Origin of the sequence: Agrobacterium vitis, from assembly GCF_013337045.2 — a bacterium.
Lineage (GTDB): Bacteria > Pseudomonadota > Alphaproteobacteria > Rhizobiales > Rhizobiaceae > Allorhizobium > Allorhizobium vitis_B.
In genome coordinates, this window is record NZ_CP118260.1 from 950,001 (window position 1) to 974,419 (window position 24,419).

At 58.6% G+C, this 24,419-nt stretch carries 15 protein-coding genes, 1 tRNA gene, 2 rRNA genes and 1 pseudogene (1 of these 19 only partly in view); 5 read left to right on the forward strand and 14 right to left on the reverse strand.

What is annotated here, in order from left to right; translation table 11 throughout:
- From G6L01_RS22060 to G6L01_RS22080, 5 genes and pseudogenes are all read left to right on the forward strand, one after another.
- Positions 1-1,601: ribosomal RNA gene (locus G6L01_RS22060) — 23S ribosomal RNA — on the forward strand; it begins 1,198 nt to the left of the window's first position.
- Positions 1,602-1,938: 337 nt separating this feature from the next.
- Positions 1,939-2,053: ribosomal RNA gene (gene rrf / locus G6L01_RS22065) — 5S ribosomal RNA — on the forward strand.
- 131 nt (positions 2,054-2,184) lie between these two features.
- Positions 2,185-2,261: transfer RNA gene (locus tag G6L01_RS22070), tRNA-Met, on the forward strand.
- 128 nt (positions 2,262-2,389) lie between these two features.
- A pseudogene (locus G6L01_RS22075) lies at positions 2,390-3,615 on the forward strand (IS3 family transposase).
- Positions 3,616-4,093: 478 nt separating this feature from the next.
- Positions 4,094-5,236 carry a polysaccharide biosynthesis/export family protein gene (locus G6L01_RS22080; protein ID WP_012654292.1) on the forward strand — a complete coding sequence of 381 codons (1,143 nt, stop codon included), beginning with the start codon at positions 4,094-4,096 and terminating at the stop codon, positions 5,234-5,236.
- 149 nt (positions 5,237-5,385) lie between these two features.
- Here G6L01_RS22080 and G6L01_RS22085 read toward each other — a convergent pair whose 3' ends face one another.
- The 14 genes from G6L01_RS22085 to tssA all read right to left on the reverse strand — a co-directional run bounded on the left by G6L01_RS22085 (position 5,386) and on the right by tssA (position 24,255).
- Positions 5,386-6,291 carry a protein kinase domain-containing protein gene (locus G6L01_RS22085; RefSeq protein WP_070163227.1) on the reverse strand — a complete coding sequence of 302 codons (906 nt, stop codon included), beginning with the start codon at positions 6,289-6,291 and terminating at the stop codon, positions 5,386-5,388.
- Entirely contained in the window at positions 6,278-7,735 is a 1,458-nt protein-coding gene (gene tagF / locus G6L01_RS22090; protein WP_071205568.1) for a type VI secretion system-associated protein TagF, read from the reverse strand. The genes G6L01_RS22085 and tagF overlap by 14 nt, the downstream gene beginning before the upstream one ends.
- 100 nt (positions 7,736-7,835) lie before the next feature.
- On the reverse strand, positions 7,836-11,333 hold the full coding sequence (gene tssM, locus G6L01_RS22095) for a type VI secretion system membrane subunit TssM (RefSeq protein ID WP_070163485.1): 3,498 nt from the start codon (positions 11,331-11,333) through the stop codon (positions 7,836-7,838).
- On the reverse strand, positions 11,333-12,862 hold the full coding sequence (tssL, locus tag G6L01_RS22100; protein WP_070163229.1) for a type VI secretion system protein TssL, long form: 1,530 nt from the start codon (positions 12,860-12,862) through the stop codon (positions 11,333-11,335). Before tssL ends, tssM begins: the two co-directional genes overlap by 1 nt.
- Positions 12,859-14,199, reverse strand: a complete 1,341-nt coding sequence (tssK, locus tag G6L01_RS22105; protein ID WP_070163230.1) for a type VI secretion system baseplate subunit TssK — start codon at positions 14,197-14,199, stop codon at positions 12,859-12,861. Before tssK ends, tssL begins: the two co-directional genes overlap by 4 nt.
- Positions 14,189-15,448 carry an FHA domain-containing protein gene (locus G6L01_RS22110; RefSeq protein ID WP_070163231.1) on the reverse strand — a complete coding sequence of 420 codons (1,260 nt, stop codon included), beginning with the start codon at positions 15,446-15,448 and terminating at the stop codon, positions 14,189-14,191. Before G6L01_RS22110 ends, tssK begins: the two co-directional genes overlap by 11 nt.
- The gene (gene tssG / locus G6L01_RS22115; protein WP_070163232.1) at positions 15,445-16,455 is read right to left on the reverse strand and encodes a type VI secretion system baseplate subunit TssG; all 1,011 of its coding nucleotides are present in this window, start codon (positions 16,453-16,455) and stop codon (positions 15,445-15,447) included. Before tssG ends, G6L01_RS22110 begins: the two co-directional genes overlap by 4 nt.
- A gap of 8 nt (positions 16,456-16,463) precedes the next feature.
- The gene (tssF, locus tag G6L01_RS22120; protein WP_070163233.1) at positions 16,464-18,245 is read right to left on the reverse strand and encodes a type VI secretion system baseplate subunit TssF; all 1,782 of its coding nucleotides are present in this window, start codon (positions 18,243-18,245) and stop codon (positions 16,464-16,466) included.
- Entirely contained in the window at positions 18,238-18,747 is a 510-nt protein-coding gene (tssE, locus tag G6L01_RS22125) for a type VI secretion system baseplate subunit TssE (protein WP_070163486.1), read from the reverse strand. The genes tssF and tssE overlap by 8 nt, the downstream gene beginning before the upstream one ends.
- A complete protein-coding gene (locus G6L01_RS22130) occupies positions 18,740-19,567 on the reverse strand; it encodes a type VI secretion system accessory protein TagJ (RefSeq protein WP_070163234.1) in 828 nt (275 codons plus the stop codon). Before G6L01_RS22130 ends, tssE begins: the two co-directional genes overlap by 8 nt.
- Complete coding sequence (tssC, locus tag G6L01_RS22135) at positions 19,564-20,952, reverse strand: type VI secretion system contractile sheath large subunit (protein WP_427832967.1); 1,389 nt, start codon at positions 20,950-20,952, stop codon at positions 19,564-19,566. The genes G6L01_RS22130 and tssC (G6L01_RS22135) overlap by 4 nt, the downstream gene beginning before the upstream one ends.
- 81 nt (positions 20,953-21,033) lie before the next feature.
- Positions 21,034-22,515: a type VI secretion system contractile sheath large subunit gene (tssC, locus tag G6L01_RS22140; protein WP_012654304.1), complete on the reverse strand. Its 1,482-nt coding sequence runs from the start codon at positions 22,513-22,515 to the stop codon at positions 21,034-21,036.
- A 72-nt stretch (positions 22,516-22,587) separates the two neighbouring features.
- A complete protein-coding gene (tssB, locus tag G6L01_RS22145) occupies positions 22,588-23,103 on the reverse strand; it encodes a type VI secretion system contractile sheath small subunit (RefSeq protein ID WP_060716153.1) in 516 nt (171 codons plus the stop codon).
- Between the two features lie 75 nt (positions 23,104-23,178).
- Positions 23,179-24,255, reverse strand: a complete 1,077-nt coding sequence (gene tssA / locus G6L01_RS22150; protein ID WP_081343931.1) for a type VI secretion system protein TssA — start codon at positions 24,253-24,255, stop codon at positions 23,179-23,181.
- Positions 24,256-24,419: the final 164 nt, after the last annotated feature.

Consider the following 24,419-nt stretch of genomic DNA (forward strand, 5'->3'; position numbering starts at 1 on the left):
AGCTGAGGATGTGCAGTAATGCACGTGGTAGCGGAGCGTTCCGTAAGCCTGTGAAGGGACAGTCGTGAGACATCCTGGAGGTATCGGAAGTGCGAATGTTGACATGAGTAACGATAAAGGGGGTGAGAGACCCCCTCGCCGAAAGACCAAGGGTTCCTGCTTAAAGTTAATCTGAGCAGGGTTAGCCGGCCCCTAAGGCGAGGCAGAAATGCGTAGTCGATGGGAACCACGTTAATATTCGTGGGCCTGGTGGTAGTGACGGATCACACAAATTGTACAGTCTTATTGGATTGATTGTGCAGTGGAGTGGTTCCAGGAAATAGCTCCACCGTATAGACCGTACCCGAAACCGACACAGGTGGTCAGGTAGAGTATACCAAGGCGCTTGAGAGAACTATGTTGAAGGAACTCGGCAAATTGCACGCGTAACTTCGGAAGAAGCGTGACCCCTTTTTACGCAAGTGGAGAGGGGTGGCACAGACCAGGGGGTAGCGACTGTTTATCAAAAACACAGGGCTCTGCGAAGTCGCAAGACGACGTATAGGGTCTGACGCCTGCCCGGTGCTGGAAGGTTAAGAGGAGAGGTGCAAGCTTTGAATCGAAGCCCCAGTAAACGGCGGCCGTAACTATAACGGTCCTAAGGTAGCGAAATTCCTTGTCGGGTAAGTTCCGACCTGCACGAATGGCGTAACGACTTCCCCGCTGTCTCCAACATAGACTCAGTGAAATTGAATTCCCCGTGAAGATGCGGGGTTCCTGCGGTCAGACGGAAAGACCCCGTGCACCTTTACTATAGCTTTACACTGGCATTCGTGTCGGCATGTGTAGGATAGGTGGTAGGCTTTGAAGCTTGGACGCCAGTTCGAGTGGAGCCATCCTTGAAATACCACCCTTATCGTCATGGATGTCTAACCGCGGTCCGTTATCCGGATCCGGGACAGTGTATGGTGGGTAGTTTGACTGGGGCGGTCGCCTCCGAAAGAGTAACGGAGGCGCGCGATGGTGGGCTCAGACCGGTCGGAAATCGGTCGTCGAGTGCAATGGCATAAGCCCGCCTGACTGCGAGACTGACAAGTCGAGCAGAGACGAAAGTCGGTCATAGTGATCCGGTGGTCCCGCGTGGAAGGGCCATCGCTCAACGGATAAAAGGTACGCCGGGGATAACAGGCTGATGACCCCCAAGAGTCCATATCGACGGGGTTGTTTGGCACCTCGATGTCGGCTCATCGCATCCTGGGGCTGGAGCAGGTCCCAAGGGTTTGGCTGTTCGCCAATTAAAGCGGTACGTGAGCTGGGTTCAGAACGTCGTGAGACAGTTCGGTCCCTATCTGCCGTGGGTGTAGGAATATTGACAGGATCTGTCCCTAGTACGAGAGGACCGGGATGGACATATCTCTGGTGGACCTGTTGTCGTGCCAACGGCATAGCAGGGTAGCTATATATGGAATGGATAACCGCTGAAGGCATCTAAGCGGGAAACCAACCTGAAAACGAGTATTCCCTATCAGAGCCGTGGAAGACGACCACGTTGATAGGACGGGTGTGGAAGCAGGGTAACCTGCGAAGCTTACCGTTACTAATAGCTCGATTGGCTTAATCGTTCTCATTGACCATGCTCATCGACTTCGTCGATGAGCCATATGTTTAGCGCTCACGCATGAGCGGCTCGTATACGAGCCTATGCTCCGCGAGGGCGCCGAACGATCGGCGACGCGCTTTGCGCTTGCGGACTTCGTCCGAAGGTGCCAAGCAAAACGTCGACGAATGACGTGTTCACAAAAAAAACGGGCAACGCCCGCCAGCTTCTCACATATGCAAAGCATCAATACGGTTCCGTATTAACGCTTTGGCACCCTTCTGAGCGCAAGCGAAGAAGATGGGTTTGCCAAAGAAAAGGGAACAATGTTGATGCGAAGCATCAACATTGCCCTTAGCTGACCTGGTGGTCATGGCGGGGCGGCCGCACCCGTTCCCATTCCGAACACGGCCGTGAAACGCCCCTGCGCCAATGGTACTTCGTCTTAAGACGCGGGAGAGTAGGTCGCTGCCAGGTCTGCTAATGGCAATGTTGTTAAAAAATCCAAAATCAAAACACTCTTCTCTCACTATCTTCGGCCCTGCCGACAACAAAAAAGGGTCGCATAAAGCGACCCTTCTTACGTTGATAATTACACTTATATATAACGCGGGGTGGAGCAGCCCGGTAGCTCGTCAGGCTCATAACCTGAAGGCCGCAGGTTCAAATCCTGCCCCCGCAACCAAAAATTACAATAGCTTAGCTTTGAAATAGCGCCCTCTCGGGCGCTATTTCTGTTTCTGGGGCAGTGACCTTGCCCCGTTGAACTAATCCATTTTGAAGTAAGCTCTGGCCCATTGAGAGGACCAGGGAATGAAGCGCAACCGTTTTACAGACGAACAGATCATCGGCATTCTAAAGGATCATGAGGCGGGCACGCCGGTCTCGGAGCTTTGCCGCAAGCACGGTGTCAGTGATGCGAGCATCTATAAATGGAAGGCCAAGTTCGGCGGCATGGACGTATCCGAAGCCAAGAGGCTTAAGACGCTAGAAGATGAGAACACGAAGTTGAAACGGCTACTGGCAGACGCCATGCTCGACAATGCCGCTTTGAAAGACCTTTTGGGAAAGAAGTGGTGACGCCCGCAGCCAAGCGGAAAGCTGTCGCACATCTGATAGATCATCACCAGATGAGCGAACCATTGCCCGGCAGGCGGTGTTTACACCGCTGAGAGGGGCGGGCGTGTAAAGCCGTCGGCTTTTGCCGGATGACGATCCGTTATGAAACCAGGCGCAGCGATGACCATGATCTTCGCGAGCGAATGAAGGCGCTGGCGCATAAACGCCGCCGCTTTGGATATCGGCGCCTTCATGTGCTGCTCAGAGGCGAGGGCCACCTTGTGAACCACAAGAAGCTCTTCCGGCTCTATCGGGAGGAGAGGCTTACTGTGCGCAAGCGTGGCGGACGTAAGCGGGCGATAGGCACCCGAGCGCCGATGTTGATCCCGACGGCTGCCAATGATCGCTGGTCGCTGGACTTCGTGTCGGATCAACTCACTGATGACCGCAGGTTCCGGATTCTGACGGTCGTGGATTACTGCACAAGGGAATGCCTGGTTCTCGTCACCGATACGTCCCTTTCCGGGCTGCGGGTTGCCCGTGAGCTTGATCGGATCATCGAAGCACGCGGCAAGCCGAAGAAGATCGTCAGTGACAACCGCAGTGAGTTCACCAGTAACACAATCCTGCATTGGGCGGATCGGACCAAAGTGGAATGGCACTACATCGCCCCTGGCAAACCAATCCAGAACGCTTTTATCGAAAGCTTCAATGGACGGCTACGAGACGAGCTCCTGAATGAAACCCTCTTCTCGTCATTGATCCATGCTCGATCAGAGCTTTCAAACTGGCGAGGCGATTACAACGAGCATCGACCACACTCTGGACTTGGCTGGATGACTCCTGCCGAGTTCGCTCAAACCATCAACCCGCGACGTGATGCGGTGCTGCGCAGCCGAAATGGCTCCGCACCGCAACCCGCCGCTACCGTACCAAATACAGTAACCCAAAACCGCCGGAGCAAACTCAAAACTGGATAAAACTTGGGGGCAAGGTCACCGGCACGTCAGCCGGATCAGGCCTACTTCAACGGGCTGGCACCAATGATGGTGGCGGCATAATCAAGGCGGAAGTCCACTTAGAAAAACGCCCGAAACTGTTCAGACAAACCGCGCCACCTCAATCTTTTCGAGAATGTCGCGGCCCTCATATGCTTTTTTGGTCCACGTCCTGTTTCCGTTGGTACATGCGGCGGCTTGTTTTATTGAGGAGCCTTAGTTTGCAATCGCACGAGCAAGACAATGGACGGGAGGAGTGGTGGGATAAGCCTACAACCATGCGTGCGGTCGTTACAATTGCTAGACGCGAGCTGTCTTCAATTTTCACTCTTGGGGTTGCGCAAAAGCCACATGTGTTTTTTGAATGTCGTTTTTGCGGCATTTGTCGGTTTTAGCAATTGTTAGTTAGGCTTGTGCTGCTATCTATTTTTCTATTGATTCTTGGATTTTGGAGCAGCGAATGCGCAAGGTTTTGCCAGTTCTTTTAATTGCGATTTTGTCGAGCTGTGCAAAACCATCGGATGGACCAAGTGCCGGGGCCATCCGGTCTGCGACGTTCCCGGGCAGTTCAAGCAAAGTGCCGGTGATTGAGCTTTCCAAGGCGCCAGCGGTCACGGCTGCGGCACCGCAGTCTGGTTATTCAGCGTCCGAGCCGGGTTTGTCGGTGCTTCGCGGCGCCTATAATCAACAGAGACTGCGGCCGGGCGATGTGTTTGACGTGACCTTGCTGGATACCGGGGAAGAAGGTCTGTTTTCCTCCACCCATAGTAGTACACTTAATCTCGGGCGCTTCACTGTCGATCCCCAAGGCAGTGTCACCATGCCATTTGTTGGCAAGCAGCGGGTGACGGATTCCACCCCGGAAGGCCTGCAAAATCGTATCGTCCAGGGCATGAAGGGGTCTGCTGTTAACCCACAGGCCGTCGTGACGGTTGTGGACAAACCGTCCAGTGCCGTTCTGGTCAGCGGTGGTGTCAAGACCCCCGGAAAAGTGGCGCTGACAGCCCGGCGCGAGCGGGTTCTGGATATCATTTCGCAGTCGGGCGGGGCGTCGGTCGCACCGCAGGCCGCCAAGGTTACCGTGGTGCGCGGTCGCGAACGTGCGACCACGACGCTCGATCGGGTGATGAGCGATGAAAAGCAGAATATCGTTCTGCTGCCCGGCGATCAGGTAATCGTTGATGGCGAACCGGCCAGCTATACGGCCCTCGGCGCTTTCAAAAGCACGGGGGAATTTCAGTTTGAAACCGGCAAACTCACCCTGGCTCAGGCGGTTGGCCGGGCTGGCGGATTGCTGGATGACCGGGCCGACGCCCGCAATGTCTATGTGTTCCGCAACCAGTTGATCCAGGTTCCGGCATCGACGGTGACCGCAAGCGGCGCCAAGGGACCGGTAGCTATGACCACCAGCAGCAAGCCGGTGATCTACCATGTCAATATGAAGGACGCCTCCAGCATCATGCTGATGCAGCTGTTCCAGATGCAGAAGGGCGATGTGCTCTACGCCAGCAATTCGGGCATGGTTGATGCGGCCAAATTGCTGACCGTTTACCAGAAAGTGCCTTCGACATCGGCAGCACCTCTGCCGGGTTCCTCCAATTGAGCCTTATAAGCTGAACCTGCGGCGTGTTGGTTCTTTGATTGAAAATGACCGTCGAAATTCCGGTCTTGGACGTCTCAAATTCTTGACGGAATTGAGACGTCTTCAATGCTTTGAGGGCGAGAACGCGTAAGCGTTGTTACGCTTTGATATCATTCCGTTGCCCCTATCTGCGAGAGTTTCGCCAAGGCTTCTCTGGTAGTCTTTGGCCTGTTTGCAGGATCGACGCTACAGAGGTGATCCGCGAGCTGCGCAAGATCGACGTTCTGTCCTTGTGGCATAGTGTCGAGCATTCGTAAAAGCACGCGGCCTGCGCCGTAGAGATCCATCGTCGCCGATGCCTTGCTGGAAGCATTTTGTTCCGGGGCGCGATATTGTGGGGAGCCAACCTCTGCAAGACCGAGATCGGCCCAGCTGGCGCCGCATTCTATGGTCAAACCAAAGTCGGCTAATCTTGCTATCCGCCGCTGCTGATCGAGAATGATGTTGCCAGGGGTAACATCACCGTGGACAAGACCGCGATCATGCAAAGCCGCAAGTGCCGTCAGCAGATCATGCAGGATTTGGGCTATGTCTAGGTCTGTTTCATCTGCCTTCTCGAGCCTCTCGCGCAGCGAATACCCAGCCCAGGGCTGGATGAGGCCTGGGCTGCCATCGTCCAGTCGCAACAGTATTGAGGTTCTGACCAGGCTGGGATGGTGCAGGTCGAGGCCAACCCGGGCTTCACGGATCAGCAGTTCCGCCTGGCTGGCTGACGAAGCCCCATCCGTGGTCAGTGTTTTCAGGACATAGGCGGTTCCCAGATCCCGGTGACGCAGTTTGAGAACGCGGCTATGGCGACCCTCGTAAAGCAGGGTTTCGACGGCAAATGTTCCTGCAATGAAGGTGGGGTCTGAGGGAGCCAATGTTTCGGCCCTCCGGTCGAGGGCGTTTCTCAACTGGTCGATCAGTAGCCGCTGTTCCTCGTTAGTATTAGGTGTCTCCCTATCCCCGCGCACTGCTTGTATCAGCGCGTTGAAACGGGCGGCAACTTCGTTGAAACCGTCAGGCAGAGGCATCGGTACGCGCCAGGCTCACGACGATAGCGCTCACATTTTCGCGCACATTGACAATCAAAGCCTCCTGAACCAGCCGCTCGGCACTTTCGGTATCGGTGCATTGGTGCAGAATTTCCGCAACGGTTCTCTCCGTCAGGACCTGGATCAGCGGAAAACTGCATAGCAACAGGCGGTCGCCCGGTAATATGTCGGTGGTCAGTGTTTCCGGCAAGAATTGCTGATCCAATCCAACCCCGCGCCGCAGTCGTTTTTGTAGGCCGATGGCAATATGGTCGCGGGTCAGCGGCACCATGGTGCCGTCACGCAACAGATAGGCTCGGGCATCGCCCGCCCAAACCAGCAGAAGTTGATTATTCACCAAGGCGGCAACAACCACGCTGGCGGCGGGTGGGGTTCCGTCTGTGCGTTGCGTGCGGGCTTGCAGCAGGCTATTGGCTCGGCCAAGCTTGCCTTTGATTTCCTGCAACATGGTATCAATATCGGCGGTGTCACCGATTTCGGTCAACTGGCCTGCGGTATAACGTGCGGCTTCCTGGGACGCGGTGTCGTCGCCAACGCCGTCGGCAATGGCGAAAATCCTCGGTTTTTCGCAGATGAATAGCCCGTCCGCATTGATCGAAAACCGCGTACCGGCATGGGTGGCGTAACTGTAACGCAGCCCAGTTGCTTGCGGCTCAGCTGTTTTAGGGTCTCTGGGTGGCTTATCCGGGCTTGGAGCGGCCCGTTGAGGTGCAGGTTTTGCCTCGGCTGGTATCGGGACTGACGCTGGGGCCCGGGCTGGGGCAGGGGCGGACGCGGTATTGTCTTGCGGTCGGGACATAAGACCCGCGCTTTGTCGGAAAAGCCGCAGGAAGTCCTCGGCTTTCATCTGGCTTGAAAAGCGAAGTCCCTGCGGTTTTGAGGTTTGCGGATCGATATACCACCAGAGTGCAGTGCCATCTTTGCTGGCGGTGGCGGTGCCCTCTTCCTCCTGGGGGCGGGGCATACGCATGCGCTTCAGGGTTTCAGTGAAGCGGTTAATGTCAAATTCCCGCGTCATCGTTGATTCAGCCAGTCCTTCGGCGGCCATGAACCAGGTGTGGTCCAGAAACAGCGTGCGGGGGTGATGGGAGAACCGGTGCATCTGCGCCATGATGATCAGCGGAAAACTGCGACCGACACGGTCACGGCTGGCCAGCATGACACCCGCATGCGCCACCTGGCCCCAAACGCCTTTTTCGACGATGAACCGCCAAGGCGGGGAGGCGCTGAACAGATCCGGCCAGGCCGCGCCGAATTCCTGTTCACAGGCATGCAAGCCGCCACGGATCCAGCCATCGAGTGTGGCGACCATTTCCCGTTCCAGGCCTTCCGAGAGGAAATCCCCATGGCTTGGTAATTTGCCGAAAAACCCGATCCGGTCCTGACCGGCGGGCTTTTCTGTCTGGGCAGGTCGCAATGCCATGGCTTGCCTCTTCCTCAGGATGCATCCCGGCGGAGTGATCCGGGGTGCCTTTGACAGGGAGGTAGGACCCGGCCATCATGCCGGGTCGTACGATTGCGGATCAGAACTGGGTCGGGCAGGTAAATTCGGACAGCGCCTTCAGCCTGAAGGCATTCAACACCGAACCGAACTGCACATCGAATTCCGCCACCTGGTTATCGTTGGTGAATTTCGCCCGGAACAGATCGTCGCCTTGGTTTTGGATATTTGCATCGTCAAACAGGCGGAAAGGCGACCAGTCGCCATTTTCTGTCTTCGCCTGTTTCCAGCCGCCGGGCTGGAAGGCAATCCGCGACATGCTGGCGGCCTCCTTCGATGGCCAGGTTATGGTTTTCGCCTGGACCGGGCCATGGAAATACACCACCCGTTCGCCCTGGATTTCCAGCATCACCGCCGTCGAGGTCTCACCAAGCGACACCGGTTTGACATTGATGGCTATTGCCGGTGTCTCGCTGCCATTCGGGAAGAAGGCGCGGAAAATCTGGTCGGCCCTTTCAAACTCGGCAATGCCCTCGCTGGGAATGCCTGCTGCGCCGAAGGTGCCTTTCCAGCCCCAGGGCGAGATCGACTGATCGACGAAGGGTTCCATCCTTTGCTTGAAGAAGGTCTGGAACAGGCCCTTCGGTCCAAAAAGCCGGATGAAGTCGTTCATGGCGACATCGCGGCTGGAGGCGCGGTCGAAGGGATAGCGGCCTGTGACGATGGAGCTGCACAGGCCTGCCCCTTCGCTGGACCACAGGTCGCCAATCCGGCTGCGCGCCGATTTGACGGCAAGTGAGCCGGTATCGGCGGCAAGTCCGGCCATCCAGCCATCCAACGGTCCCGGCAGGCGGCGGGCATCCTGGAGCAGATCCTGATTGGCCCTTGTCAGCTGGCTATCGACATCGAACACTTTCGCCACTTCCGCTGAGGACGTGACCGAGCGGGCGAGCTGGTCATGAAGGGCGGTGATGACAGGCAATATCGCATCGACCTGGGATGCAGGCTTGTCCTGATTGCCTGTCGTGGCCTTGCGGCTATCGTCTGCGGCAGGCGTGTCCAGCGCCTCGCGCAAGCGGCTATAGGGATCAGGGGCGGCCATGGAGGACGCCAGCATGGCGGCAACCGTGTCACCACTGGCGGATGATACCAGCGTGGTCATGCCCGCCGTATCGCCCTTCGGCCGCAAGTCGGTCGCATCGGCAATCGAGCGGGCGGCCTGCGCAACGATATTGCGGTCATTGGAGAGGATGCGCGTGGTTTCTACCGCATCACCAAGACTTTGCGACGGCCTGACTGCGAGATCCCCCAGCACGGAGGCCCAGCGCTGTTCAAGCCGGTCATAGTAGATCTGCAGGGCCGCCTGGGCTACCGATTCCAGCGTCTGGCCGCGCAATTGCGCATTGGAGCCGCGCACCCATTCTTCTTGCAGCGCTTCGCGGGCTGCATCGGCAATATGCGGCAGGACGACGGTGCGGTAGCCGGTCGCGGTAAATAATCCCTCGACCCCTTCCGTCAGCAGCGCGCCGGACTTGCGGATGAAGGCTTTCTCCCCCAGCGCGCCAAAGGCAAGCGATGGCTGCCACGGCATCAGCGCCTGCGCTTGTTTCGATCCGGCCAGGATGTCGAAAGCCCGTTCGGCAACGGTTTGGTTGCGGATGGTGTTGCGGGCCTTTTCAATAAGCCGCTTGTCGATTTCGACCGGTTGCAATACGCCTGCCGCCATCGCGCTGGCATGTTGGATCAGCGCTTTGCGGGCCGCTGTCCGGCCTTCGCCCGGATAAAGGGCGTTAAACATCTGGGTTGCCTGGGCCGAGACAAATTCCCGGTCGAGCCGCCCCAGTCCGCCGAGCATTTCATAGAGTTTCAGCGCATTGAAGGTTCGCGTGACATCGCTTTCGCCGGTCAGGTCCTTTTGCAGTTGCACCAGCATGCGGGGCAGCAAAAGGCTGTTCAGCGCGCGCTGATAGGCGTCGCGCTGGCGACCTGCAATCTTGTCGCGCTGGCTGAGACCGAAACTCGCTGCCCAGACATAGCGGGTGTCAAAACCGGTTGGAACTGCACGCAGATTGTCCAGCGCGGGCAGAACACGCAGAAAATCGGCATCCGACACATTGCGCACCGGTACATCCTGGATCAGCTTGTCATAGGCGTTCAGATGGTCTTCGGCCTGGGCAAGGGCTGCCCGGTTCTGGAAAAACGTCATGGTCCACCCGGCAAACACAATGACCACCGCCGCCACTGCCAGCCCCCAGACGGCCTGGCGCAGCAGAACCTGACGGGAGGAAAGGCGCTTGTCGCGGGCAACCAGGGCGGCCTCGTTGAAAATCACTTCGCTGAACAGTTTCGGCAGGAAATAGCTGCGCCGTGTCCGGTTGGCATTCGCATTGGTGCGGGTGAGGTTTTCCTCCGGCTGCGTGGCAGAGACGAAGTAAATGCCACGGATCAGCGGCGCCTCGACCAGTGAGGAGCCGGTGCAAAGCTCGCTGATCGCTTCACCGAGCTTTTCCTGCAAACTGGCCAGTTCGGCTGGAAAACGGAAAATCCGGCCGCGGATGTCGGCACTTTGTTCCTGTTGCAGCCGTTCGATCAGCATGGCATCGACACGCTGTTGCAACAGGGCGAATTCCTCGGCATAACGCTCCGGCAATGTCTTTGCGCCGTAGCTTTCCTCCAGGCCGAAGGTCGTACCCCAGACCTGTTCGCGGTCGCTCTTGTTGAAACTATCGTAGAATTCCACGAAACCGGTCAGAAGATCGGCCTTGGTCAGCAGGATATAGACCGGAACGCGGGCGCCGAGATGGTTGTCCAGTTCCGCCAGCCGCTTGCGGATCGCCCGCAATTCTTCGCGCTGGGCTTCCGGGTCGCGGGTCAACAGGTCGCCGATGGACAGTGTGAGAAGCGCGCCATTGACCGGCTGCGAACGGCGATAACGGCGCAACAGGCCTAGAAACCCTTCCCATCCGGCTTTCGATGATCCATCGAGGTCATCCTGGGTCGTATAGCGACCGGCGGTGTCGATCATGATCGCCTGATCGGCGAACCACCAATTGCAATTGCGCGTGCCGCCGATGCCCTTGACGGCATCGCTGCCAAGCGCGTCGCCAAGCGGAAATTGCAAGCCGGAATTGGTCAGCGCTGTCGTCTTGCCCGAGCCAGGCGCCCCGAAAATCACATACCATGGCAGTTCATAGATATAGCCGAAGCGCTTTTTGGTAATGCGCCGCAGCAAGGCCAAAGCTTCTTTCAGCCGATTGCTGATTTCGCTGACCTCGGCCTGCTGATTGGCCAGCGCCTGTGCCTCGATACTATCGACCAGTTCCTTGTCCTGGCGCTTGGCGCGCACCATGGTGACGATCATATAGGCCGTCCAGATGGCAAAAATTACCACCATGGTCCAGATGCGTGCAGAGACGCTGGCGAGCGGCTTGAAACTGCCGAAGGCGGCCAGATAGCCGTAGAACCAGATCAGCACGCAAAGGGCGATGACCCAGATCAGCGAGATAAAGCGCCGCCCCACGACACCCGCGTAGGAATCGACATAGGAGCGTATGGTGTAAAACCAGCTGAGTGGATTGATCACGGCTTGGCCCCCTGCTGCGTCTTTATATCTGTGTTCGGCACTTGATTATTTTGACCATTGTCGATGCTTTCGACGGGCGGGGTCAGGATGCCGGCATCGGTGATTTTCTCGTCAGGATTGGTCAGAACAAGGATTTCCGTGCGCCGGTTCATTTCACGGCCTTCCGGCGTGTCGTTACCGGCAATCGGGTCGCTGTCGGCGCGGCCTTCGGTCAGGATTGCATCCGGTCCGGTAAAGCTGGAAAGGATTTCGCCCACTGCCTTGGCGCGGGCTTCCGACAGGTGCCAGTTGGACGGAAACTGTACGGTCTTGATCGGCACATTATCGGTATAGCCGATTACCACCGCCCTGAATTTTTCCGCCGCCAGCGCCCCGCCAATGCGTTGCAGCAGATCGCGGAATTGGCCCTTCACATCGGCGCTGCCGGTGTCGAACAGGCCGGAATTGTTGATGCGAACACGCAGCCGTCCATTGGCGTCCGACAGCGAGACCAGTTTCTTTTCGACTTCCGGCTGAAGGAAGGTGATGAGATTTTTCAAGCGGCTAGGTGGCGGCGGTGCCGGAGGCTTGACCGGCTGCGGTTCCGGCTCTTGTGGTGCAACCGTTTGCTGCGGTTCCGGCACCGGAACCGTAATCATCACGCCCGGCGCCTCATGTGGACCAAGCCCGGCCAGCCGCTCGAAAGTCCGGTCGGAACTGTCGTTCAGGGTCAGGGTGAAAAACAGGTAGCCAAGCCCAAGCGCCAGGGCCAGCAGCGACAGCACGGTCCACAGCGCCGCCATGGTGCGAAGCGGCTTGTGGCGGGCATGGACGCCCTGCCAATGCGGCGAAAGCTCCCGTTCAAACACGCCATATTGGCCAAGCAGGGTTTTGTAGAGACTGTCGCGAATGCGGGAAAGCTCAAGCGGTCCCTTGGAGGAAACGCGGGTGCGGCCCTCGAACGCCAGGGATAGGGACAGGTAGATCAGTAGCAGCAGGTCCTTGGCAGACCCAGGTGACTGATGGAAATGATCGAGAATATCGAACACCCGGTCGCCGCCCGTCACGTCATTGTGGAAGGTGGAGACCAGGCCCGAGCGCGCCCATCCGGCCCGCACGCCCCAAGGCGTGGAGAGAACCACATCGTCGATGGTGGCGCAGACAACATAATGGGCGGCGCGCGCCCGTTCCGGGCTGATACGGGCGCTGGCGAGGTCACGCTCATAGCGGTTGACCGCGTTGATGCAAACCTGGCGCAGTTCCTCGATATCCGGCTGTTCGGCACGGTAGCGCAGCGCATGGGCAAGGTTGAGCAGCGGTGCTGCCGAGCGCACCAGCACCGGCATTTCGCTGCTGCCGAAGCGGAAATTGTCGATCAGATGTGCGACAGGCATACGCGCCCCGCCATCGGCGGGTGCCGGTTGCGATGCTTCGCCGTCGAGCAGGTCGGCGACCTTGCGGGCGTTGTCGTCCTGGAGGCGTTTTTCCTCCGTGACTTCCACCACGGTCGGCAGATCCTGCCAGGAAGGAGGCCGTTCGTTGCTCATTCTCTCAAGGCCCACATTTCGAGTTCAAGACCAGGGAAGTCGCCTGCCAGGTGCAGGGCAATCGCCCCGGATGTTTCAAGCTGTTTCCAGAGCGGTGTTTTGGTATCCAGCTCGAAATAGATGGTCCCGGCCCGGTAAGGCAGCTGGCGTGGCAGAACCGGCAGCGGACGCACCGGAATGCCTGGCAGCGCGACATTGACCAGTTCGGCAATCCGCTCCACCGGCCCGACCTTGATGCGGGCGGGAAGGGTGCGGCGCACGTCTTCCGCCGACATGTCCGCCCGCACTGCCAGCACGAAACCAGCATCGCGCAGCAGGCTCCGGTCGTTGATCGTGCCGACCCGCACGCCGTGGCGACGCTCCACCAGCTCGATAGCAACAGCCGATTGTGCCAGCACCGAGGACAGCGAGGTGCGCAAGTCCTCGAAGACAGCGCCAAACGTCGCCTTCAGATCGTCATGGCGATAGGCCGGAAAATCCGTCGCCCGCTTGCTCTCCATGGTAAATGTGGCCAGCTCACCGGCCAGCTGGATGCATTGCTCGTAAAACTGCATGGGATGCAGCCGGGTGGCATTGGCCAGCGCATGTTTCAGCAGCGGATCGGCGCGGTTGAGGATTTGCAACAGGAAATAATCGCCGACTTCCGCGGTGCCACGAATGGTCGGATCGCCGATCCGTTCGGCAATCGCTTCCGCCCGGTGCCGGACGATGCCCAGCAATTCGGTCATCAATTCATGCAGCCTTGAAGATGCCGTGCAGTTCAGGCTGGCTGGAATGAAATCCGGGTCGAGAAGAACAGCCTTGTCGGAGCGCACCTCGACCACGCGGGCAAGCCCCAGTAGCTCATAACCAGCCAGATCGTCGCCGGTCTTCAACAGTTTCAGGTTCAGACGACCGACATCGATGGGCGCCAGGAAATCGGTTTCCACATTGGCATCAGGCGCTTCATAGGGTGAAGCAACAAGCCGCACGCTGTTGACCGCCGAGGTGCCGGTCTGGGCCATGTCGGCCTTGCCGGGCTGGCGGGCGGGAAGGGCCAGATAGATCACCGCGTTCTTGACGGATTCGTCCAGCTCAAGGGCGGCTGGCAGGTCGGTATCCTCAGGCGCATCGAAGGGCGTGCCATCCGGCAACATGCCGCGCAGGCCTGACAGAGCGAACTGGCCGATGGCAAGGGCGCTGCGGTCGAGGCCAATCTCCAGAATGCCCCAGGGATAAGGCGTAAGGCTGCGCGCCACCGAGCGCACCAGACGCTCCGTCCAGCGGTCGGACTGCTGGAAATGTTGGACGCGAAGGAACATGCCTTCGGTCCAGGCAACCCGGTTTTCATGTCTCATTTGATGTTTCAACCCCCATTATCCTGTCAGCCTGAACAGGTGCGGCAGGCTCTTCGGCCTGCTCGCCCATTGCGGCGCGACGCATGAAATCCCTGAATGAAAGAATACGGCCCTCGGCCTGAAACAATTGCCGATAGGCGGCCCAATAATCGCGCTCGGCAAGGAAAGGCAGGCGCATCGGCATATTAGCGTCCACCTTGGCCTCCAGCAGGCGGGGGTCCAGCGAGCGGCCTGCCGCCTGCATCATGGTTTGCAAAATCGCCGCAAAGGCCTCCTGCTGTCCGGCAAAGGCTTCCAGCCGAGCGGCAAGATCGGTTCCGCCGCTGGGCGACAGGGCAGGCACAGCATCACCCGGCAGGTCGAAGGCCGCGATGCTTTCAGCCAGCGCCTCCTGGGCGCGGGCGAGCGCCGCCATCATCCGCTCCGCTTGCAAATCTGAAGCCGATTGGCTCTGTCGCTGATCCGGCTCATGATCCTCGGGATCGGCGAACACGGCGTCAAATTCGTCCTGCGGTTTTGACCGTTCCTCCTGCGGAGGGGGCAAGTCCTGCGGCGGACGGCGAACGGGTGGCGCGATGGTCACGAAGGTTTTCGGCGCGGCCAGATGTTCCATGGCGCTTCCACCGGCATCCTCATCGAACCAATTGTCCGGCAGGACGGGCTTCATGCCGTCGGTCTGCGGCGGACCGCTCCAGCCGATATCGACATGCCGGGTAAAGCTCTTTTCCTTGTCCGCCCGACGGTCAGATTGTGTCGCCCCTCCAGATATGCCTCGCTCTGAGGGCCGGGGTTGCTTCCACGGTTCCTCCACCTGCCGCTCTCCCAGAAGGCCGCGAGCGGTGGTGCCATTCGGGGCGATATCGGCAAGGATCGATGAAATCGTCAGCGTCTCACTGCTGAGCGGCATGGTTGGATCGGGATCGACCGCCTCAGGCGCCGCCTCACCGGTGATCGAAACGGTAAAGCGATAGCCGCGCACATCGATGCTGGCGCCATGCTTGAGCGGGATCGTATCGCCTTCCAGCAGCAGCTTGCCATCGACCAGGGTGCCATTGGCGCTCTGGTCGCTCAGGACATAACCGTCCCGGTCCCGGCTGATGGTGCAATGCAGTTTGGAGACGCGGCATTCATTGTCCGTCACTTGCCAATCGCAGGCAGGGGCGCGGCCAATAGTCCGGCGACCATAGTCCAGCGTCCAGGTGGTCTGGCCTTTAGTAACTGGCTTTTCGGGGCGAAGTTCCAGCTTCATGCCAGACCTCCCTGCGGCATGGCCTGATATTCGGTGACCACGGCATCGCGGCTGTCACTGCTTGCTGGGGCCAGCCGCGCCCAGCTGTTCCAGCCGAGCCGGGCAGGCATGGTCGCAGACCCCATCTGACAAAAAGGAATGTCTTCTTTTTTCAGCACCACCTGGGCATCGATATCGAAGCCGTTGCCGATAAACAGCCGGGTGAGGGCGAAGATTTCCGCAAGACGCGGCTTGCCAGGCGATAGGCTGATATAATCGTCATAGCCAACCGGACCGATGACCAGCCTCAGCGCCCCGCTCCGGTCCATGACGGATGCACCCGCCATGGCATTGACGCCAAGCCTTGGCCCTGACCCCTTGCCCATCTGGCTCAACTCGGCGGCCGGAATGGAGACCCAGCGCGGGCGGAACTGCTCAATCGCCACCGCCATGCCGGTAAATTCCTCCAGCATGGCTCGAAGACTGGCGACATTGCGGGTACGGTCGGCAAAAAAACCGGAAAACCGCAGGATCACATCTTCATTGACACCGGCTTTTTCGACCAGTCCGGCGGTGCCGAAGCCGGTCAGGGATAGCAGCACCTTGCGGAAGGTGTTTTGTTCCTTGGTGGCACTCCAGCGCAGCCGCCGTGCCAACCGGTATTTCTCGCAGGCCGCCACGAACAGTTCCGAAAACCGGATGGCAAACAGGTTGAGGAAGCTGATCAAGGCGCGGGAACGGCGTCGCTCTTCGCGCAGCAGCAATTCGTTATATTCCGGCGGCAGCGCGCCGAGCGGCCCGACCAGTGGCGCAAACGCCGATTTGACGACATTGCCCTGCAACTTGCGGCGAAAACCGCTGACGGCAAGGGGGGCTGGTTGAATGCCGGAATGGGGGCCGACCTCCAGCTCCGTTCCCGATGACAGGTGCTGTGCCACCCGAAATGCCGTGGTCGGTTCAAAATGGCCGGGGTCCTGCTCCAGCAGGCGGGCCAGCTTATCCTCATTGGGTTTGATCTGGATATTCATGGCCACCCCTACAGCAAAGGCCGCTCGGCGGCCCGGGCGGGCCAGCGGACAATTGGCTCGGACTGGCCGCGCATGGTCAGGGTCAGCCGGGTGAAACTGTTGACCGAGGTATAGAGCCCGCAGAAATGATCGATGATGCTGCCGAAGATGAAGGCGGCTGCCCGGTCGATCATAGCCGGGTCAAATTCGATAGTGACATCGGTGCCTGGCACCATGGCGGGGCCAAGCCGGGCGAGCGCATGTTTTGCCTCGACGCGGCTGATAGCCTCGACGAGCTGACGCGTTTCCGGTGCATCGCGCAGCGCATAGAGCGAAAGAATATCCTTCAGCGCTGAACCGTCATTGTCGAACAGTGACAGATGGTTGAGCAGAAGATGGGAGACCAGCCGCCATTGGCGCGCCAGTTTTTCATGGATACGAATGGCGGGCGTCGGCGGTAAAAGCGCCTTGATCTCGGCTACGCTTTCGCTGCGCTTGACCAATTGAAGGTGTGGATGGCCACCGCCGAAAGGCAATTGGCTGGCCAGGTCTCTGTTCAGGCATAGGGTCTCGACGCTGGCCGTCAGCCCGGTCGGCTCAAGCGGGCCGCGATTGCGATCAACGAAGGCGATCTGGGTGTCTGATGATCCGTCATCCTCATCGAACCGGCGAACCGCCTGCCAGAACACACTGCTATTGGCGCCACGCTGGCTGCTTCCGAAAAACGGCCGGGCATCCTGTTCTTCGCCGGAAGGCGCCGAAAGACGTACCTGTTCGACCATGTAGATTTCCCGGGTGGTTTGGCGGCGGCTGTCGGGCAGCAGCGAATATTCCGTGCGGCTGCCATCCAGGGTCAGCGGTTCCGAGCTTTGCCGGAATAGATTGATGACCGGGGTGGCATTGAGGGCGATGTCGCTGGCGGAAATCATCCGTTCCAGTCGGGCGTCGCTGGTGTCCAGATAGATGTAAAGCTCGACATCATCGCCCTGCCAGCGATCCATGCCGGATACTTCCAGGAACAGAAATTTTTGCGGCAACGTGAAAAACTCGGTCAGCAGCCGGTATCCGGCAAAACTGCCCGGTGCCGTTGGAAGCATCGCCTGTTCCGGCGCAAACCCCAGCGGGCGTAGATTTTCCGCTGGCAGAAACACCGCATTGCGATCCTCCGAATGGCGTGCCAGTGCCATGCCGATGCAGTGATTGGCCAGAAGTTCGAACAGGGCGGCGGCCTGCGCCCATGCGGAGGCAATGAAAAAAGTAAGGCGGTTGACGCCAAGCCCGGCCATGCTGTCCTGCTTGGGTGCGGTGGAGCGCAGGGACAGGCGCAATACGCCTGCCGCACCTGCAAAGGGTGCCGCTGGCGCATCGAGCGGCAGGCCGGTCAGGCTGGCGGTGCTGACCGTTATCGGGACAATTTCCACATCCTGAGTGGTGCGGAACTGGCAGGGATCGCCGCCGACCGGTTCGGTGACGATGTCGGTATGGCGTGGCAGCAATTGCATGCCGGCCAGCGTTGCGCCTGGCGCAAATTGCACGATGCTCATCGGTGGCACTGGGGCCAGATAATGCGGGTAGAGGGTTTCCAGCAGGCTGTCGGTCAGTTCCGGAAATTCATCGTCCAGTTTCTGGCGAACGCGGGCGGCGGAATAGGCGAAACTCTGGATAATCCGCTCCACATGCGGATCGTCGGCCACATCACCCGACAGACGCAACCGCCCGGCAATTTTCGGGAAGGCGCGGGCGAATTTTTCCGCGCGCCTGCGCAGCGCGAACAACTCGTCATTATACCGTTCCAGAAAGGTCTCAGCCATTCGACGCCTCGATGCGGAAAGCCTGGGTGGAGGGGTCAATGCGGGATTCGAAACTGACCGGCGGCATCCCGTCATAAAGACGGAATGCACCGTTGATGCGCATCCGCAAGGCGCGGTCGCCCTCTGTATTGCCTTTGAGGATCGTGACCTTGACGTCGGCGAGGCGGGTCTCAAACAGGGAGATGCGCCGTTCCACCAGTCTTGCCAGCCGAAGTTTGGATTCGTCGGTGGAAAGATTGGCCGAAAGAATACCATCGACGCCATAGGAGACCAGCGCATCCTGCAACTCGCCAAGTCCATCCGGTGGTGCTTGCGGGCAGCGGCGGGTGTTCAACAGCGCTTCAAGGTCGCGACGGATCACTTCGCGCATCTCGCGCACCTGTTCGCTGACACTGGTTTGCGGATCGCTGTCCATGTCCGGCGTATCGTCCAGCAGCCGGTCCAGGACGGATCGGTTCAATACCCGTTCAGAGGCGCGAAACCGCTGTAGTGGATCAACCATGAGCAGCCTGCCTTTCGCCGGTCGCATCCGATTGCAAGCTTTCAAGATCGTGGAAAGACACCAGTTCGTCGCCCGCCAGCAGGCATCGCTGGCCAAGACCGGTGACGATCCCATCCACCGCATCCACCCACTCGGTCTGATGGCCGAGTTGCAGGGCAGGGCTGGAATCGGTGCCGTAATAAATGGCGGGGAGAAGCACGCTCGCCTCGGCGCCGCTTTCCAGGGTCAGTTCAGCCGGGCGGAAGGCTGTGTCCCGGGGGCGACGGATCGGTTGCGGGGTAACCGCGGCGATCCTTGAAAAATCCACCCAGAGATAGGCGCCGCCGGTGGTCAGCACTTCAAGCGCATGGGGGATACGGTCGTCGAGATCGCGGACATCGGCAACGGCGCCGCCATTCCATAGCATCGGCACAGTGCCCCGGCTCTCTTCCAATTCGGCAAGCAGGGCCACGGCTTCACTTGCCGCTCCTTCCTTCAGGGCCAGGTTGAGCTTTAATGCAATCTGGTCGCTGGCGGTGGGGCCACCGGGGAAATCCGGCAGGGCACCTGTTTCAAACCAGGCTTTGCGGGCTGCCATCCCGCGGATCTGCTGGCGCAGCAGTGAAAAGCCGACGGCATCCTGCGGCTGGAAGCGGACGGCCAGTTCGCATTGGCTATCGGCCTTTTCATAATCGCCAGCCAGAATCAGCAGGTCGATATAGAGATGGCGCAGGTCATGGTCGCTGGCCGCCGTTTTCAATTCGGTTTTGACGGCATCCATGGCCTGGGCAAGATCTGCATCATCGAGCAGGCTGGCAATGCGGCGGGAGGCGGTACTCATGCAACTATCCTTTTCGGTTCCGTCTGCCCGGCGCTAGCGCCCATCGCGGCAGCGCCCGAGGTTTCGGCGACAAGATGAAAACTGGTGGAGATATCATCGAGCTGGAAATGCGGCTGCAATCTGACCGTGCAGGAAAAGGCGCCGGGTTTTCCAGGAATTTCCGTGACGTGTATGCCTGCTGAACGCAGCGGATAACGGCTTCTGAGTGTCACATCCGCATCGTCATTGCCAAGCGTGTAGCCCGACAGCCAGTCTTCCAGCCGCCGCTGAATGACATTGGCGGTGCTGAGCTGGCCAATATTGTCGCGCATGATCACCTTCAGATAATGGGAGAAGCGTGACGCGCAGAGCACATATTGCAGCATGGCCGCCAGCCGGGCGTTTTGCCGTGCGGTTTCGCTGGAATAGTGGCCGGGGGCGTGTAGTGACTGGTTGGCGTTGAAAATGGCGGATGATGAAAGATAGGTCGTGGCAACGGGGACGATGCCGAGATCGGATAGCTGCAATTCCTGGGAGCGGGTCAGCTTGACCTCGACGGGCGGTTGGGCGGACAGGCCCTCGCTTTCCACGCCGATATCAAGGCCCGGCAATTGCCAGGGCGCCAGCATGCCGCCATCGATCTCGTCCTGGGTCACGCCGCGCATATCGGCAAACCAGCCGGAATCGATAAAGGTGCGCAGAATAATCGCCGCAAAGGCGAAGGCACTGTTACCCCAGAGCAAAGTCTCCCCGGTTTCGGCGAGATGTTCACGAAACGGAAAACCGTCATTGCGCTTACGCCAGAATGGCTTGTGGGGCGGACGCATCAGCACGCGTGGTGCCACCAGGCCCAGGAACCGGGTATCGTCACTGCCGCGCAAGCTGTTCCAGCGCAGCCGCGTCTTGTCCTGTTGCAACCAGGAGAAATCAGAGACTCGGTTCAGTTCGCGGAAGGTTTCAAGCCCGATGGCCTGCGGCGATGCACCGGCTATGAAAGGACAAAAGGCTGCTGCTGCTACCGTTGAAAGGCGCGCAAGTGTACTGACGGTATCGGCGCCGTCGATGGTGGCGGGAGAGAGGTCATAATCGCCGACCAGAAGCCCGAACGGTTCGCCGCCCGGCATGCCGAATTCTCGGTTGTAGACTAGTTCGAAAAGGTGGCTCTGGTCGAAATCGGTGGCGCGTTCCATGCTGCGCGCCAATTCTTTCCAGCTGGCGCTGATCAGCTTGATCTTTACCTCGGCGCTGCGCCCGGCCTCGCGGACCAGCAAGTCAAGGCCAAGCCACCGCGCTTCCATCGCCTGGAAGTCGGGATGATGTAGAATTGCATTCACCTGCCGGTTCAAAACCGCGTCGATTTCCGCGATCAACCGATCTGCCAGCATCCGTGACGATGTCCTCACAATACCCCCCGGTGGACGCGCATGCCTGATGACGTTGACGATAGAGGTCTGCGCTAAACTCCCGCGCAGACCTTTGCTCATAGATCAGTTTTTCGATGGAATACGGGCAACCATGCGCAGTGAAGTCGTCAGCTCTTCCATCTGCAACCATGGACGCAGCCAGGCGACCGCATTGTAGGAGCCCGGTTTGCCGGGGATTTCCTGCACCGTCACCTTGGCATCGCGCAGCGGATATTTTGCGCGCGAATCTTCGCCAGCATCGTCATTTGCATTGACGTAGTTGGAGATCCAGCGATTGAGCCAGACCTCGCAATCGTCTGCTTCCATGAAGGAGCCGATCTTATCGCGTCCCATGACCTTCAGATAATGGGCAAACCGCGAGGTCGCCATCATATAGGGCAGACGGGCGGACACGGCGGCATTGGCCGTCGCCTCGGGCTTGTCATAGAGTTTTGGCTTATGGGCGGTTTGCGCGCCGAAGAACACGGCGTAGTCGGTGTTCTTGTAGTGGCAGAGTGGCAGGAAGCCCAGCTTGCCAAGTTCGGCGTCGCGCCGGTCGGTAATGCCGACTTCGGTCGGGCATTTCAGGTCGAGATCGCCATCATCGCTGGAGAACACATGCATGGGCAGGTTTTCCACCTTGCCGCCGTTTTCTGCGCCACGGATGGCGGTGCACCAGCCGTTTTTCGCAAAGGCTTCGGTGAGGCGGGTCCCCATCACATAGGCGGCATTCATCCAGCAATAGCTGTCGTGATGCAGTTCGCCGCTTGCCTCGCCCAAGGTCTCATCAAAACCGAACTCGTCGATCTGGCTGGTTTTCGGGCTGTAGGGCATGCGCGCCAGCACTCGCGGAAGGGCCAGCGTGACGAAACGCGAATCGTCGCTTTCGCGGAAGCTGCGCCATTTGGCATATTCCACCGTCTCGAAGATTTTTTCGAGATCGCGGGGCCGCGACAATTCCCGGAAATCGTCAAAGCCGAACATCCGTGGGCTTGCCGCCGAGACAAACGGTGCGAAGGCGGCGGCGGCAATCGAGGACACGCCCTGAAGCAATTGGACGTCCTCGAAGGAATTATCGAATTCGTAATCGCCGACCACAGCGCCCATCGGTTCACCGCCAGGCGTGCCGAATTCGTCTTCGTAAATCGACTTGAACAGCCGCGACTGGTCAAATTCGACTGCTTTGGCGAGGTCTTTGGACAATTCGCGCTTGGAGGCGTTCAGCACCCGGATTTTCAGGTTGACGCTGGTTTCAGAATTCTTGACCAGATAGTTCAGCCCCCGCCAGCTGCCTTCCAGCTTGGTAAATTCCGGCGATTGCATGATGGCGGCGAGCTGGGTGGAGATCACCTTGTCCAGCTCAGCAATGGCATTGTTCAAGGTGACCGTCAGGTTGCGGTCGTATTTGACCGTACCTTTCAGCGCCTGATCCGTCAGGGTGCTCAAAAGGTTGCGGGCGCGATCCGGCTCCGTCTGACGGGTGGCGGCCACGACCTTCGACAACAGCCCCTGTTCTTCGGTGGCGGCGGTCGGTTCATTCGGCTTCAAAACGCTTTCAGCGCTCATCTCTTCAATCCTTTCAAAGCGGCGTCACACAAGGGCCGCCAGTCAAAGAGTTTTGGGTTGGACCGGCTGGTGTCAGCTCTGGCCGTTGCTGTCGGGCCGGTCTTTCAGCTCGGCGACGAGCTTTGAAAGATCACCACGGTTCTGCAGAATGTCTTCAAGAAGCCGTTCAAGATCTTCGGAACGGTCCGCCTTGCTGAGCAGGTCGCGCAATTCATTGCGGGCATCCAGAAGCGCTTTCAGCGCTGGCACCTGCTGCACCACCGATCCCGGCAGGAAATCGTCCATGCTTTCGAACTTCAGATTGACGCCAATGTCGGTGCCGTCATTGTCGATCGTGTTCTTCACCTGGATATTCAGGCCCGGCGTCATGCGGCGCATCACATCGTCGAAATTGTCCCGGTCGATCTGGACGAATTTCCGCTCGTTGAACGGCTTCAGCGGCTGGGTCGGGTTGCCGGAGAAATCGCCGAGTACACCCACCACGAAGGGCAGTTCCTTGACCACCATCGCACCTTCGGTTTCCACCTCGTATTTGATGTGGACCCTGGGCTTGCGAACCCGCTCGAGCTTTTCATGCACACTTGCCATCACTGACCCTCCTTGCGTGCCCCCTGGGCATCGAAAAAACTGTGGGCGGAATGCCGAAGCCTCCGCCGATATGTGTTAGTTTCCGCTCTCCTTGGCCGGTTTGATGCCGGCGGCGATGAGAATGGCATTTCTGGTCTGTGCTTCCGGCAGCAACTCCGTCAGCAATTCGGAAAAATCCATGCGTCCGCGCCGCACCAGGGTTTCAATCGAAAGTGAAATCGGCGAATGCGGTTCCGTGCGGCGGAAATAGCGGGCGACATTCATCAGGAGATCGAAGGCCTCTTCACGCGAAGCAATGCCTTCAGGGCCCTCGGCTGCGCGGGCGGCGGGCTGCACGACGCCAGCCGCAGGATTTTGTTGGGCGGCCTGTCCATCTTCACCTGAAGGGGTGCCATTCTGATTGGCAGGCAAGGTCGCGTCGTCGCGTCCGCCAAGACTGCGAATCGCTGCAATGATTTCCTCGAGCACGTTGCGGATATTGGATGCCGGTGGGGCAAACTGTCCGTAGCGCTGGGTGACGAGCGCATTGAAGCTATTGAAGGCGGCGAGGCATGTGTTGACCTCGGCCAGATGAGCGGAGAGAGCAGCTATTCCTGCCTCGGCTGCGGCCTGATGCAGGCTATCGCGCAAACCCGTTTCATCACTGCGCTGGGCAAGTTGATAATCCCAAAGCGTGAATTCCCCGAATTTTCCAAACGGCAAAAGCGAAGACAGGCGCAAGGGCTGAATCAATGTTCCCTCGGCGCCAAAACCGTTTAATCCGGCAAAGGGAGCCAGCTTTTCCTCGATATCCTCATCATCGATCGAATGAAGTTCGTCGCTATGTCGTTCTATAAGCGACGCTGTCGCTTCATAGACTTCACTCAGGCCGGGAAAGCCTTCAAGTCGCAAACGGGATTCTGCAAGCCAAGCCAATACTTCAAGATCTTTGCTAACGGAAGAAGTAATTTGCAATCCAAGATTGCTCACAAGGTTCCAGCTTTGGGAAACTTTGATAACCTCTCCGGGTGTTGTAGATCTTTCTTCCGTCCTTGCTTGGTTTCTTGCGTCCTTAATTCTATAGTATACCTCACGATAATTGGCATCCACGCGAATATTTATTCCGCAAGGTCCATTTTCTACTAATGCTGTAGCCAATTCATTGTCAATCAACGATAGACTAGCCCCGTTTTGAATTAACTAATATATGCTACTTGTTAATGTGGGGCGCAGTTATATTTTTGTCAACCTGAGGTCATTTGTTTGATGCCGGAGATGATGCCTGGCTTTGCATATCTTAAAAAATTTATCTGACGCTCTGGACAGGGTGGGGTAAT

Bases quoted from the DNA above. Each gene is read 5' to 3' on its own strand.
- G6L01_RS22110 (WP_070163231.1), bottom strand. From the start codon at position 15,448: ATGAAGCTGGAACTTCGCCCCGAAAAGCCAGTTACTAAAGGCCAGACC.
- tssE (WP_070163486.1), bottom strand. From the start codon at position 18,747: ATGGTTGATCCACTACAGCGGTTTCGCGCCTCTGAACGGGTATTGAAC.
- G6L01_RS22080 (WP_012654292.1), top strand. From the start codon at position 4,094: ATGCGCAAGGTTTTGCCAGTTCTTTTAATTGCGATTTTGTCGAGCTGT.
- tssL (WP_070163229.1), bottom strand. From the start codon at position 12,862: ATGAGCAACGAACGGCCTCCTTCCTGGCAGGATCTGCCGACCGTGGTG.
- tssK (WP_070163230.1), bottom strand. From the start codon at position 14,199: ATGAGACATGAAAACCGGGTTGCCTGGACCGAAGGCATGTTCCTTCGC.
- G6L01_RS22130 (WP_070163234.1), bottom strand. From the start codon at position 19,567: ATGAGTACCGCCTCCCGCCGCATTGCCAGCCTGCTCGATGATGCAGAT.
- tagF (WP_071205568.1), bottom strand. From the start codon at position 7,735: ATGGCATTGCGACCTGCCCAGACAGAAAAGCCCGCCGGTCAGGACCGG.
- tssB (WP_060716153.1), bottom strand. From the start codon at position 23,103: ATGGCAAGTGTGCATGAAAAGCTCGAGCGGGTTCGCAAGCCCAGGGTC.
- tssC (WP_012654304.1), bottom strand. From the start codon at position 22,515: ATGAGCGCTGAAAGCGTTTTGAAGCCGAATGAACCGACCGCCGCCACC.
- tssG (WP_070163232.1), bottom strand. From the start codon at position 16,455: ATGAATATCCAGATCAAACCCAATGAGGATAAGCTGGCCCGCCTGCTG.
- tssF (WP_070163233.1), bottom strand. From the start codon at position 18,245: ATGGCTGAGACCTTTCTGGAACGGTATAATGACGAGTTGTTCGCGCTG.
- G6L01_RS22085 (WP_070163227.1), bottom strand. From the start codon at position 6,291: ATGCCTCTGCCTGACGGTTTCAACGAAGTTGCCGCCCGTTTCAACGCG.